General features: G+C 59.6%; 14 protein-coding genes and 1 pseudogene. 7 read left to right on the top strand and 8 right to left on the bottom strand.

The window, feature by feature from the left end:
* Positions 1–23: 23 nt before the first annotated feature.
* On the bottom strand, positions 24–794 hold the full coding sequence (locus AC6H34_RS34105) for an alpha/beta fold hydrolase (protein ID WP_497542073.1): 771 nt from the start codon (positions 792–794) through the stop codon (positions 24–26).
* Between the two features lie 215 nt (positions 795–1,009).
* Here AC6H34_RS34105 and AC6H34_RS34100 point away from each other — a divergent pair, with 215 nt between their 5' ends.
* Complete coding sequence (locus AC6H34_RS34100) at positions 1,010–1,972, top strand: cupin domain-containing protein (protein ID WP_497542072.1); 963 nt, start codon at positions 1,010–1,012, stop codon at positions 1,970–1,972.
* 911 nt (positions 1,973–2,883) lie between these two features.
* Positions 2,884–3,141 (top strand): WGR domain-containing protein, encoded by a 258-nt coding sequence (locus AC6H34_RS34095; RefSeq protein WP_497542071.1) that lies wholly within the window; start codon positions 2,884–2,886, stop codon positions 3,139–3,141.
* Positions 3,142–3,199: 58 nt separating this feature from the next.
* On the opposite strand, the gene repC is transcribed toward AC6H34_RS34095, so the two are convergent.
* The 3 genes from repC to repA all read right to left on the bottom strand — a co-directional run bounded on the left by repC (position 3,200) and on the right by repA (position 6,917).
* Positions 3,200–4,492, bottom strand: a complete 1,293-nt coding sequence (gene repC, locus AC6H34_RS34090) for a plasmid replication protein RepC (RefSeq protein WP_497542070.1) — start codon at positions 4,490–4,492, stop codon at positions 3,200–3,202.
* Positions 4,493–4,686: 194 nt separating this feature from the next.
* Complete coding sequence (gene repB / locus AC6H34_RS34085) at positions 4,687–5,712, bottom strand: plasmid partitioning protein RepB (protein WP_497542069.1); 1,026 nt, start codon at positions 5,710–5,712, stop codon at positions 4,687–4,689.
* Positions 5,709–6,917, bottom strand: coding sequence for a plasmid partitioning protein RepA (gene repA / locus AC6H34_RS34080; protein WP_497542068.1), 1,209 nt, complete (start codon positions 6,915–6,917; stop codon positions 5,709–5,711). The genes repB and repA overlap by 4 nt, the downstream gene beginning before the upstream one ends.
* A 433-nt stretch (positions 6,918–7,350) precedes the next feature.
* Here repA and AC6H34_RS34075 point away from each other — a divergent pair, with 433 nt between their 5' ends.
* Positions 7,351–7,635: a type II toxin-antitoxin system RelE/ParE family toxin gene (locus tag AC6H34_RS34075; protein WP_497542067.1), complete on the top strand. Its 285-nt coding sequence runs from the start codon at positions 7,351–7,353 to the stop codon at positions 7,633–7,635.
* Positions 7,636–7,659: 24 nt separating this feature from the next.
* Positions 7,660–7,959, top strand: a complete 300-nt coding sequence (locus AC6H34_RS34070) for a HigA family addiction module antitoxin (RefSeq protein ID WP_497542066.1) — start codon at positions 7,660–7,662, stop codon at positions 7,957–7,959.
* A 654-nt stretch (positions 7,960–8,613) separates the two neighbouring features.
* On the opposite strand, the gene AC6H34_RS34065 is transcribed toward AC6H34_RS34070, so the two are convergent.
* Positions 8,614–9,819 carry a site-specific integrase gene (locus AC6H34_RS34065; RefSeq protein ID WP_497542065.1) on the bottom strand — a complete coding sequence of 402 codons (1,206 nt, stop codon included), beginning with the start codon at positions 9,817–9,819 and terminating at the stop codon, positions 8,614–8,616.
* A 150-nt stretch (positions 9,820–9,969) separates the two neighbouring features.
* On the opposite strand from AC6H34_RS34065, the gene vapB reads away from it, so the two are divergent.
* Entirely contained in the window at positions 9,970–10,191 is a 222-nt protein-coding gene (gene vapB / locus AC6H34_RS34060) for a type II toxin-antitoxin system VapB family antitoxin (protein ID WP_497542064.1), read from the top strand.
* 1 nt (position 10,192) lies between these two features.
* Positions 10,193–10,597, top strand: coding sequence for a type II toxin-antitoxin system tRNA(fMet)-specific endonuclease VapC (gene vapC, locus AC6H34_RS34055; RefSeq protein ID WP_497542063.1), 405 nt, complete (start codon positions 10,193–10,195; stop codon positions 10,595–10,597).
* Positions 10,598–10,613: 16 nt separating this feature from the next.
* Here the strand turns inward: vapC and AC6H34_RS34050 are convergent.
* The 3 genes and pseudogenes from AC6H34_RS34050 to AC6H34_RS34040 all read right to left on the bottom strand — a co-directional run.
* Positions 10,614–10,877: pseudogene (locus tag AC6H34_RS34050) on the bottom strand (integrase); the annotation flags it as partial.
* A 50-nt stretch (positions 10,878–10,927) separates the two neighbouring features.
* Positions 10,928–11,314 (bottom strand): type II toxin-antitoxin system VapC family toxin, encoded by a 387-nt coding sequence (locus AC6H34_RS34045; RefSeq protein WP_497542062.1) that lies wholly within the window; start codon positions 11,312–11,314, stop codon positions 10,928–10,930.
* Positions 11,314–11,568 (bottom strand): type II toxin-antitoxin system VapB family antitoxin, encoded by a 255-nt coding sequence (locus AC6H34_RS34040; RefSeq protein ID WP_497542061.1) that lies wholly within the window; start codon positions 11,566–11,568, stop codon positions 11,314–11,316. The genes AC6H34_RS34045 and AC6H34_RS34040 overlap by 1 nt, the downstream gene beginning before the upstream one ends.
* A 534-nt stretch (positions 11,569–12,102) precedes the next feature.
* Between AC6H34_RS34040 and AC6H34_RS34035 the strand changes: the two genes are divergently transcribed.
* Positions 12,103–12,798, top strand: coding sequence for a VIT1/CCC1 transporter family protein (locus tag AC6H34_RS34035; RefSeq protein WP_497542060.1), 696 nt, complete (start codon positions 12,103–12,105; stop codon positions 12,796–12,798).
* Positions 12,799–12,867 lie beyond the last annotated feature (69 nt).

Raw genomic sequence — 12,867 nt, 5'->3', positions numbered from 1 at the left:
CTTCAGCCCCGGGAGCGGTAGCGTCACTTCGCGAGTGCTGCTTTTTCGATGACCTCGGCGATTTGTTTCGCATGCACGACGAGCGAGGCGTGGCTGCCGGCAACTTTCGTCGTCTGAGCCTTGATCCTGGCTGCGAATGTCTTCTGGGCCTGGGGCGCGATGACTTTGTCCTTGGTGCTGATGACATAGAACGTCGGCTTGTCATGCCAGCCTGCAATGGTGACCGGTGCCTCAAATGCAACGTGGTTCAACGGAAGCTGCGAGTTGGCCAAGTGCGCTGCGATTTCTGTAGGAAGGTCCGCCGCCACGGCTGATGGAAACACTTTGGGGTCGATGTACAGATCACCCTTCGCGTCAGGATGGATCGCACTGCCACCTTCGGTCGGCGGACCTGCCTTTGCCAGCGACGCGAGGGATTCACCCACGTCGGGCGCGAAGGCGGACACATAAACCAGCGCCGAAACCTTGGGATCGTTGCCCGCTTGCGTAATCACCACGCCGCCCCAGGAGTGACCGACCAGAACGGTTCTGCCGTTCTGCTTCGCGAGCGCCTGTTTGGTAGCATCGACGTCAGCCGTGAGCGAAGTGAGCGGATTTTCGACAAGCGTGACGTTATAGCCTTTCTTCCTAAGTATATCGGCGACGGGCTGCCAGCTCGTCTGGTCCACGAAGGCTCCGTGTACGAGCACGATGTTGTGGGCTGCTCCTTTGGGCAGTTCGGCGGAATTGGCGAAGCCGACCAACGTCGATCCAGCCAGAAGTACAGTGGCAGCTGAGAGAAGGATGTTTTGCATCGATTGTTCCCATAGGCAATTCGGACAAAAAGTGTCCGGAGGAGCGGACAGGCGTTTCCGGTGAGGCCGCGGTTCTTCCATCTGCCGTCGGCGCAATGGTTGCTGCGCGTGACCTCGACCCGCCAGGACATGACCTAATCCGCGTGCCTTCCGGACGATAGAGATCAACCGTCCAGATGTTGTGTCCGATCGTCCATCCAGTTAATCTCGATGCAATGGACATCCTCGCTCAAATCCTTGATCGCGTTCGCCTCGGAGGAACGCTGCTGTTTCACTTCGAGCTCGGCCATCCCTGGCGTCTTGAGCTGCCGGCGCGCCCATACGCGCTGTTTCATTATGTCAGCCGCGGATCGGCGACCTTCGCGCTCGAACAAGGGCAAGAAATCGAGATGACCGAGGGCGATCTTGTCGTCATTACGCGAGGCGAGCCGCATCTGTTCTATTCGGATCGTCAGGCCAAGTCTTTGCGCATCACGGATATCGATCGGGCGACGTCACGGTTTGGCGTCATCCGTCACGGTAGCCGTCTGAAGCCGCTCTCGACCATGATCTGCGGCAATTTCACCGTGTCGCGGCCACTGTATGGCAGCGTGGTAGAGCTATTGCCGCCGGTACTCCTGCTGAAGCCGACGACCGATGGTGGTTGGCTCGAAGCGATCCTCCAGCGGATGGTCAGCGAGTCTGCGCTTGAGCGCCCCGGTCAACGCGTCGCGCTTTCACGACTGACGGAAGTGCTCTTTGTCGAGGTGCTCCGAAGCTGGATCTCTTCTCTCAGTCCCGGACAAGGCGGCTGGCTTGGCGCAATTTCTGACCCTCATATCGGGCAGGCGCTAAAGCTAATCCACGAAAACCCGGAGCAGCCTTGGACCTTGAGCGACCTTGGCCGTCGCGTCGGCCTCGGCCGCTCGGCGTTCTCCGCGCGATTTAGCAAGCTGGTCGGTCAATCTATGCAGCGTTATATCATCGAACGCCGTATGTCGGAGGCGGCTTTCCTGCTCGAGACCACCGACGAGACCATCGCGCGGATCGCGAGCCAGGTAGGCTACGAGACAGCGGCGGCGTTTTCGAAGCTGTTTCACCGGCATCATGGAGAATCGCCAGGCCGTTACCGGGCCACTCGACGCGCTAAAGGAAGTCGTGCGCAGTCGGACGGCACGGAATTGCAGGCATCCGATTGACTTCGGCCTACGACGGTTTGCTTCAGTCCTGTGGGGACCGAAGCGCCGCGGATAGCGGAGTGTCTAACAGAGTATTCCTTAAGCAATAGCCTCCGGTGGTTTGCCGTTCGATCGGTTACCCCCTCTAAGCTTGAGAGTCCCTCAGTGCTCATCCCAATTTCGCGGATTGCGCTCGGTCGCGCGGGAAGTCTGGCCCGTCGGCGGTATCCGCTCACAGGCCTTCGTCAGTGGCGACCCGACCAACGTGAATGCCTGCCCGTTCGCTGCGTGGTGGAAGCGAACACCCACGTGAAGCCATGCTATTTTGGGATTGGCTTGGGCAACCCTGCAGCGCGATCCCGCAGTTCGTGGCCTGTCTTGCTCCGCAGCTACGCGTCGCTGCAAACCCAGTCTCACTCCCCAGGCGAGAAGGATTTCTGCCGGCGGCGCCTCTGTTGAGTGACCGAGACACAGGAGGACGAAACGACGACGGATCCGACGAGCTTCAATGCTTTCAGCTGGGTACCCCTCATCGCCACAATCACCTCGCAGCAGCGTCAGCGGGTTGTGGTGGACACTCTAATGCAGCAGGCGGTACCGGCCAAACGCCTTTTGCATGGAAGATCGCGGAGCGACCGCTCGGGTTTTCCACTGGGCAGGCGGAGCCTGCCAGCGAAGCCGCACAGGGCTTGCCCGTGCCGGTGCAGCAGGCTGGAGGGGTGAGCGCGCTTTCATGCTGCGCCGAAGAGAACCCCGACAGCCTGTGGGCAAACCCGCCGAAATTACCGAGTTTCAGCAACTGTCGCTGCTACTGAGCCGGCAAACCTCACGCTTGCCGGATTATTTCCATCCATCAATTCCCTGAATCCGAGCACGCCGAACGATTCACAGAATGAATTGGATCGGCGTGATGCGGCGGGCAAGAATGGCTTATGGCAAAGCCCCCTGCCCTCCCCCGGCTCCATTATGTTCTCGAGCGCATCGATGCCTCGAGGAACATGGCCCGCTACTATGTGCTCTCGATCGAGCCGACCCTGTTCGAGGAGACCGCTCTTGTCCGGGAATGGGGCCGTCTCGGCACACCTGGCCGCAGGATGAGCAATCTGTTCGATCTGCCTGCGAGTGCCGTCGTCGCGCTCGATATCTGGCTGGCCCGCAAGCAGAAGCGAGGATACAGGCGTATCGGCTGACCCCTGCGCCCCAGCGATGCGCCTGGACATCGCCAGACGGTGCTCCATTGCCTTCCCCTCACGCACTACGCCGCTCCTTGCCGAGCTTCGATCGGATCAGGGCCATCAGCATGGGACCGAGCGAGAACTGCCCTGCCCTCGCCCTCTGCGTAAGGTTGCGCAGATAACCGCCCGGGCTCTTGATGGCCTCGCCCTTCTGCAGCATGGCGGCAATGACGATATTCGCACCCTCTGCACCCAGGGCTTCCAGCGCCTCCTCCCAGGCGCTCGGGCTGACACCGAGGAATTTGCGCACAAGCGCCACCGCGCCTGCCAGATCGCGCCAGGATCGAATGCCGTCCGGAGCATAGTCGGCGATCTCGGGGCAGGCCTCCAGCACCATGCCCAGCGGATAGGTCTTCGACGCAGGTTGCGGCCGGGGCATCTCTCCCGGTCCATCGGATATCCGCGCGCTCGGAGGCGCATCCGGCCCCGGCGCGGTCGCGGCTTCACCCGGCGGGTCGATGATCAGGAGAGGCGCTGCCTTCGTCTTTGCTTTTTCGGAAGCAAGTTCAGATTCAAGTAGGGAGTCTGGGTTTGAATTCTGTATGTGGCGCTCACTTTGAGACTCTTTGGCGCTTGGATTCCTGGAAAAGACATGCGTTTCCAAGATATTGCGGATACTCGCCGCCATCTGCGCCAGTTCCGCCTCGACAGGCTTGAGTTCCTCGTACGTCGCAGAGCGCGGAATCCCGCGCGTGAGACCGAGATAGCCCTCGTGCAGGCCTTCCCAGTTCCCAGGAACCCCTTCCTCCAGCCCGGCCGCGATCATCTTGGCAATGTCGCGCCGAAGCAGCGTGACCCTTTCCCGCAGCAGCAGCATGGCCTGCCTCTCCGCCTTCACCGCTCCCGCGAGATGCTCGAACTCTCCGGCGCGGGCCACAAGCGGCGCGAGATCGAAGCCGAAAGCATCCTCGATGGTTCCCCCCTCCCCTTTTCGCGCATAGCGCTTGCCGTTGGGACTGTCGCGGCGAACGATGAGGCCCCGCTCGACCAACACCGCAAGGTGGCGCCTCAGCGTCGCCGGCGCCATGCCATGCGCCCGCAGCGACAGATGACGGTTGGACGGGAAGACCACCAGGTCCCCCTCCCCTGTCAGGGTCGTGTCCGGATGGAAGCTCAGCAGCGCGTTCAAGACCGCCAGCGCCCGGTCGGAAACACCCAGCCGCGTCTTCGCCTCGCAGATCGCATGGAAGACCTGCCATTTATGAACGACCGCATCCGACGGACAGCTGCGCGCGGTGACCTGCGCTGCGATCATGCCAAGCGACAGCGATCGGCGCCCAAAGGGCGTCGTTGCGATTTCTGTCATATGTCCTTTGCCTCTGATCAGGCAAAAGAAATCCGCTCACCGAAACGGTGCCAAGAGACTTGACTATGAATCGTGGAAGTGTGATTCTCTCAATTGCTACATATCGAGAAGGGCTTCCATGACGGCGACGTTTTGGGGGCCTTTTCTTTTGCGCGTTCACATCTCCAGTTAGAGTTCGCTTTCAGGACTGATGCTCACTGACGTTTCGCAATCTCAGCGCGATACCGCCGGTAGAGTTCGTCCAATTGCTCGATAATAAAAGATCCAAAATTTGGAGCGCTCTTTTCATCGACCGTGAGGGTCACCCTGCCTTCACCTGTCTTGAACTTCGCAATCTCCCTGCCCTCAGGATCATGCCAGGCTTGGTGTTCGCGTTGTTCCACCCCGCTCGCCAACGCACCGTAGAATTGGGCAAAGCGAGTATCGCTATCGAGTGCGACAAACTCGTTGTCCCTGCCCAATCTTTTCAGTACCGGCGCATAGCTGCACTTGCCAAGCCGCTCTATAAGCGCCTGCCATCTTGGGCGGCCAGTCTTCGGGGCCGGGCCGATCAGGCGAATTATAGCGTCGGGCACCCCACGGGCGATTGCCACAAGCCGCGACAGCTGAGTTTTCTCCACGCTCAGCGCCGCCATAATTGCGGTCCTGTCTATACCGCGCTTTTCCATCTCCAAGGCGAACAAGGCACGCTCGATATAGCTAAGATTAAGCCGCGCTGAATTCTCCTGGCCCTGCGCAACGATAAGTTCGGTATCAGTCATCTCCTTGACGACGGCTCGAACGGGCAGCCTGAGCTCCAACGCGGCTCGAATGCGGCGGTGACCGTAGGCAGCTTGGTAGTGGCCCGACTTGTTGGGATGAGGGCGCACCAGGATTGGGACTTGCTGCCCATGCGCCCGAATGGCGTCGACCAGCGTCCGGTCCTCGTCTTCAGGGACGCCAATACGATCCGCTATAAACGATGTTTCGATCAGCGTTGGATCCAGAGGAACAACCGTATCGCCAGCGGCGACAAGTGCCCTCGCTTCGTGCGCGGCATTTGCTATTTTGCCGAGCGCCCGCCCCATCGCTCCTACCGCTCCGGAGCGGACGACCTTTTCACTTTGGGGTGCATGCGTTTCAGAGGGCGGCAGCTCATGATCGACCTGCGTCGAGTTGCCAGCTGGCAACTCGCGTTCGCGCCCCGACAACAATGCTTGCAGCACATCCTTGCGGCTCATGATGTCCGCCCCCACGCTTTCCAAATGAGACCCTCGATCTCACCATTCACGGCATCGAGCGACTCAAGGGCCCGGTCATACGTTGCCCGCGTGAAGTTCTCCCGCCCGACTTCATAAAGGGTCTGCTTTGACAAACCGGCATCCGAAATTGCAGTGGACTTCAACATGGTGTTCGTAAGCACGCGCTCCCGGAACAACGAACGCATGAACGCAACCATCTGTGTTTGCGGGCCATCGGACGGCTCGTAGCGTGTGACGACATACCGAATGAAATCATAGTCGAACTCCGCTCCAGCGGTCTGCACGACCTTCAAAAGGTCGGCAGCCATCAGAAGAAACTGACACATGGACATCACGTCCAGCATCTGGGGATGGACAGTGACCAACATAGCGGTCGCGGCGCAAAGCGCACCGAGCGTCAGGAAGCCTAGTTGAGGTGGGCAATCGAGTACAATGACATCATAGTCATCTGCGATGGTACCCAGCGCAGTTGCAATCCTCCGGAAGAAAGCTTCTTCCCCATCGTTTGCGAGAGCTCGTGGTGTGTCATGCTCGAACTCCATGAGCTCCAGATTACCTGGAATAAGATCCAGACCGGCGAAATAGGTCTTTCGCACGACCTCGCGAGTCGGACGCCTCTCTTGGTCGTACCGGATAGCGCCATACAGCGTTTCGTTCGGCCCAATATCGAACTCGGGCTGGTAGCCATGAAGGGCCGTCAGGGAAGCCTGTGGATCCAAATCGACAGCTAAAACGCGATATCCACGCAGCGCCAGATACTGAGCGAGATGCGCGGACGTTGTCGTCTTGCCGGAGCCCCCCTTGAAATTCACAGTCGCAATCACCTGGCAGTGTTCGCTTCCCGCGCGCCTCTGGAGATAACGCTTTCCCTTGCCGCTCTCATCGAGTAGCCGGCGAAGTTCGTTGATTTGCCCGAGCGTATAAGAGCGACGGCCGCCAGCTCCAACCTCCGGCTGGGGGCCTTTTCCACCCAATGAAAGCTGACGCATATAGCCGTCTGCGACGCCAATCAGCTTAGCAGCCTCGCCGGAGGTGAACGTGCGAAGCGTCTTATGGGACGCCGGCGGGAACAGCGACCGCCGCAGGTTGAGCAACTCCTGCGACAACGCATTCCCGTCGCCGGCGATCACGTTCGTGACGCCAGCTTTCAGATCTACAGTTTGATTGTTCTCTCCGGCCGTCATACGTTCCTACGCTTGCGAGTGAAGTTCTGCTTCGGAAGCGTAGATATACGTCCAGATTCTTAAGATTCTTGCAAGCGATTAAGGGTTAATGATTCCTTACCGATTGCCAGTTGGCAACTCAGAAATTGGCAACCGGTTTTGTGGCGTGAGGATCACGGGTCCAAACCGGCATTGCGACCCACTAGTTGGCTATAATGCGCCCATTTGCGCGTTCCTCTAAAGATGCCGTCTCGGCGTGGACCTGGGTCTGCAGCCACGGTTCGAGGAAACGGCTGCTTTGATGGAATCACCCATCACCTGTACCGCTGGATACGTGTGAGACAATCGAAGCATAGATTTGCGCCTACCAAGCCGGGGGGTATCAGTGATTGATACGAATTTCGTTGTCGCTCGTATCAATGGATGATACATTCTCAGTTGTTGAGAGACGGCGATGATCAGAACCTTCAAGGGCGATTGGGCGGAGCACATTTTTAATGGTCGCGTACCGAAGGGCTTTCCAACAGACATCGCAAGGGTAGCCCGTCGCAAGATCGAGGCTGTCAACGCCGCGTCAGTTTTGGGAGACTTGCGCTCGCCTCCCGGAAATCGACTGGAGCGCTTGGTTGGTGACCGAGCTGGCCAATTTTCTATCAGGATCAACGATCAATACCGGGTTTGCTTTCGATGGGAAAATGAAGGCCCCGAAGATGTAGAGATCGTGGACTACCATTCATAGTTAGCGAGTGAGGGAGAATAAGCTATGCCCGAGATTATTGACACGCTGCCGCCGATGCATCCTGGCGAGTATTTGCGCGAGGAGTTTATCGGGCCGCTTGGCCTGTCGGCCGGAAAGGTGGCGACTGCCGCTGGCGTTCCGCGGACCAGGATCGAACGCATCGTCAAGGAGGAGATCGGTATTACGGCCGACACTGCTCTGCGCCTGGGCAAGGTATTTCAGACGACGCCTGATTTCTGGATGAACCTGCAGTCTCGCTATGACCTCCTGACAGCTAAAGAGGCGGTGTCACTGGACGAGGTGAAGACCCTCGTGGCGGCATGAGTTTGGATAGTTGTTCGCGAAATCCGTGAACCGACCTCAGCCATCCGCCAGGCGAGGTATCCCAGAAAGTCGGGGCATGAGTGACGGTCGCACCTTTGGCTTAACGGGAGTGTCCAAGGGCTCAGGCGCTCGATCACGAACAAGATCTCGCGCTATGAAATGCGATTTCGGAGTTCAAGCCTAGTTCGTCCCGAGAGAATTCACGAGGGATGACGCTGGCCCCGCTGCAATCCAAGATTAGGCACTCGAAGGCCGCTACATGCCCCCGCAGATAGCGGCAATGACGTCGGATCTTTTTTGTCGTGGGCCGCAGGAAACGCCGTGTTGGTGTCTCGATCTGCAATACGGGCCTTCATCGCCGTTTTGGTCTCCACGCCCTACCGCTGAGGCAGGGAAGGGAAGATGTCATTGTGCGGGCGATCTAAGCGAGACGATATGACGCTCAATCCTCGTACGATCGACACGTTGTCCGGATATCTCGTCGGCATCGACAGATCGTTAAGTCCTGTCGCTGAAATCGCACTTTATCGGCATTTCGAGTGACGCACGAGCGGCACGGTCTGGCCACCCATGCAAACGTGGAGGTTGCGGGCCCCATCAGATCGGCCACTAACCACCAACTCCTTGGCATTGGGCACTTTCAGCATCCCCGGCCTACAATCCGACGGCCTTGGTAAGATTGACCCGGAAGCGATCGCGTCGGCGCTGATAGCGCCGCGTCATCTCGGCGGACGCGTGACCAAGTTGCTTCTGGACATAGCGCTCGTCGACCTCGGCCGAGGAAGCAAGACCGGCGCGCAACGAATGCCCGGAGAACTTCATCTGCCGTTCTCCCTCGCTGAGGTCCGGCCGCACGCCAGCGGCGAGCGCCGTGCGTTTCACCAGGCGCGCCACCTCCTGGTCGGTGAGGCGGTTCGGGCCGACGTCCTTGCCCCGGCCGGTGACCCGGCGGAACAGCGGCCCATGACTGATCTTCGCCAAATTGAGCCAGATCTCAACCGCCACGACGGGGCAGGTCGAGTCCGACGAGCCACGACCGATCTCAACCTCGCGCCAGCCGGTCTTGCCACGCAAAGTAACGAGCATTCCCTTGTCGAGGATCTCGACCCAGCCGCGGCCGTCCGCGGTTTCGTCGCGACGAACATCCAGGCCGACAATCTCGGATCGCCGCAGGCCGCCGGCGAAGCCCAGTAGCAGCATCGCGCGGTCACGCAACCCCCGCAGCGTGCCGCGGTCGAGCGTCTCGAGCATGGCCAGCACGTCTCCCGGCAGCACTGCCTCCTTCTGACGGGGAGGGGAGGCGTGCATGTTGCGGATGCCGGCGAGAACGGTGGCGATATGTCGGTCTTTCCGATCCAGCGGCATGCCACGCTGGGCATAGTTCCAGCTCAGGGCAGACAGGCGGCGCTCGATCGTCGCAACCGAACTCGGCTTGCGATCGACCGTCGCGGCGCCGGAAGCGCAGGCCGTGATATAGAGCCCGGCGGTCTGCGGGGAGGGCGGCAGCACCTCAAAGCCATGGCGCCGGCACCATGTCGCAAAGTGCTTCCAATCGGACGCATAGGCGCGGCGGGTATTGGCCGAGCTTGCAGCTTCGACGTATTCGCGGGCGCGATCGGTAAGGAGCCCAAGATGACCCGATACCCCGGCAGGCTCGACCAGGGGAGGGGAGGGCTGGCCCGGGCTCTCGGCCGACGACCCCGCGGCTGAAAGATCGACAGCCGTTGCCAAGCACTCAGGCGAAGCCGAGCCCTCTGGGGCGTGATTTTCGGGGTGCCGGACGCTGTTTTGCGGTATCACACGCGCTGCACCAGCGGAGCCTATGTCAATGGTTGCTGACGAATCGACGTTCAGTTTCATGGGCGGATTCTAGCTCATTCGGCAGATTCTTGGCATTCACTTCACCAAAATTCGAGACAAGCTGGGCAAAAACGAAGGTGGGGATATACCATTGACATATCCCTCGATTCTTTGTATATACGCCCGGTATATCCCCACGGAACCATGCCAATGGCAAGAACAACTGTATTCCAATCAAACAGGTCACAAGCCGTGCGCCTCCCAAAGAATGTCGCCTTCCCGGTGAATGTTCGCGAGGTCGAGATCATTCGAGAAGGTGCACGCCGCGTCATCGTGCCGGCGAATGCGATTTGGGATGATTTTTTCGAGGGAGCTTCTGTCGACCTGGGTGACCGCGATCAACCAGCGGCTCAAATTCGCGAGGCGTTCTAACGTGCTGCGCTACATGCTCGACACGAATTTTTGTATTCGACTGTTGCGTGACCGGCCGAAGGGCTTACGAGAACGCTTCAACGCCAACGCAGACGCTCTCTGCATCTCCTCGATCGTTCTGTATGAACTCTTCTACGGCGCTGAGAAGTCCGCGAATCCCGATAAGAACCGCCAGGAGGTCGAGAGTTTCGCGGGCCGCCTCGCGGTGCTTGCTTTCGAAGAGACCGCGGCAGCACACGCCGCCAATATTCGCGCGACCCTGGAACGCAAGGGCATGACAATCGGCGGCTATGACTTGCAGATCGCCGGCCACGCCCGAAGTCGGGGGCTGGCCGTCGTCACCGGAAATCTTGGAGAGTTCAGGCGGGTAGAAGGTCTGGTCGTAGAGGACTGGCATCCAGAGTAGGGCGAGCACGCCCGCATGCAACCGAACTCGGCTTGCGATCGACCGTCGCGGCGCCGGAAGCGCAGGCCGTGATATAGAGCCCGGCGGTCTGCGGGGAGGGCGGCAGCACCTCAAAGCCATGGCGCCGGCACCATGTCGCAAAGTGCTTCCAATCGGACGCATAGGCGCGGCGGGTATTGGCCGAGCTTGCAGCTTCGACGTATTCGCGGGCGCGATCGGTAAGCTGTTCCAGATGAGCCGGCAAGGTGGGTGAGGGGCCTTCGTCCGACACTTGAACCATCGGCGAGGCGACGGGAATTTTTTTACTATTGGGTGGCAAGACAGTCATTGTCAGGCCGCCGTGACATCGGTCTGAGAAAAGTCATTACCCTTGAACAGCAGGGGTTCCCCGCTGAGGGAGGCTAGAGCGTAGGAAAAGCAATCGCCGAAATTCAACCCGGCGGGATGACGACCTTTTCCGTAACGACGCCAGGATCGGCGAGCTTGATCGGCATGCTCTTGAGTTACGGAAACAATCTCGACGTCTGCTTTATGCAGCCAAAGATCGAGTTCTGCTCCTCCAGCTTCGCCGAAACGAGCCTCGATGACCAACCCAGCCTCAACAACGGTCGCCGCCGAAATGAGACGCACCGGATCTTCGGCGATGCGCTCGCGAAAACTCGCAGCGTCCGGCTCATTGAAGAAGATCGCGGCAATCGCGGACGTATCAATCACCATCAGTTTGGAACGCCATTTTCGTCGTAGCCGATGATTTCGTCCGCGCGGCGCTGATCGAGGACGGGAAGAGCCTCCAAACGGCGCTGCATCGCCTCCATGTCTTCCAGCAGAGCCGCTTTGCGCGCATTGGCCCCTGTCCGCCGTAGGCGCTCCTGGAGTGCCCGGCGGGTCGCGACGGTGATGGTCTCGCCGGTGCGCTCGGCAAGCATGCGCGCGAGTTTTTCGGTTTCGGGATCCTTGATACTGAGCGCCATTTCAGGGCTTCCTTGGTTCCTACTTTTCAGTATTCTACCTATATAGCACCCTCAGCGTGCGTTTGCACGACATCTGCTCGTGCGAATATTCAGGCTTCTGGGGCCTAAAAGGGCCCGTTTGGCAGAGCTCGAGACGGCCAAATCGCGCGCTTTCTCCATAATGAGTGAAACGACCGATAATGCAATCTTATCGGACATTATGGAGTGCCGACAGCCGCGGCGGTTATGCTGCCTAAGGCTGGAAGAAAGCGCCGCACTCAGTTGAGCTGAAAATACTCCCCGCGTCCGTCCACTCTATCATCGACCACCCGTTTGTGTCCTGAGACAGCCATTCACAAGGTTAAGAAGTCACGGCGCAGCAACGGAACGCCAACTTCGATGGTGAGATCGCTTCCTGAGATGTAGAGCACTAGATGCGTGAAGGTTTCCGGCCGCTCAGACTCCGGCTCGGTTGCGTCACGCCGCATGACCTTGTTGAGCCCAAACCAATCGTGCACTAAACACCGCTGAGCGCGTTCGAGGGGAGTGCAATTGGTGAGCCGCCTACATAAGGAAATGCATCTTGTTCATCGCATAGGATGGCTTCGCGCGGCGGTGCTGGGAGCCAACGACGGTATCATATCGACGGCAAGCCTGATTCTCGGCGTGGCCTCGGCGGAGGCCCAACAGGGCAACGTCCTCTTGGCAGGCATCGCCGGCCTCGTCGCGGGAGCCATGTCCATGGCAGCGGGGGAGTATGTTTCCGTCAGCTCCCAGTCCGACACCGAGAACGCCGATCTCGCGCGCGAGCGGCTGGAACTCGCCACCGACGAGGAGTTCGAGAAGGATGAACTCGCCGCCATCTATGTTTCACGGGGTGTCGAACCCCAACTGGCGAAAAAGGTGGCCGCACAACTCATGGCGAAGGACGCACTGGGTGCCCACGCCCGAGATGAACTTGGCATTTCCGAGATCACCACGGCGCGTCCCGTCCAGGCTGCGCTTGCTTCGGCGGCGACCTTCTCGCTCGGAGCGTCGGCCCCTCTCCTCCTTGTGCTGGCGTCGCCCACACAGTGGTTGGTTCCCATGGTCGCCGCCGGTTCCCTGGTTTTTCTCGCCCTTCTCGGCATGGTCGGCGCGAGAGCGGGGGGAGCCGGCATCGTGAAACCCACTATCCGGGTGACGTTCTGGGGCGCTCTGGCAATGGCGGTCACTGCGGGAATTGGGGCCCTCTTCGGAACCGTCGCCTGACAGAAGGTGTGCCTTGAAGTAGGCCACGCGTGTTGGAAAGACGCCTTTAGGTCAGGGTATTTGCCTGTG

This window comes from Labrys sp. ALF-8, assembly GCF_059699065.1.
This window is presented reverse-complemented; position numbering and strand designations above follow the sequence as displayed.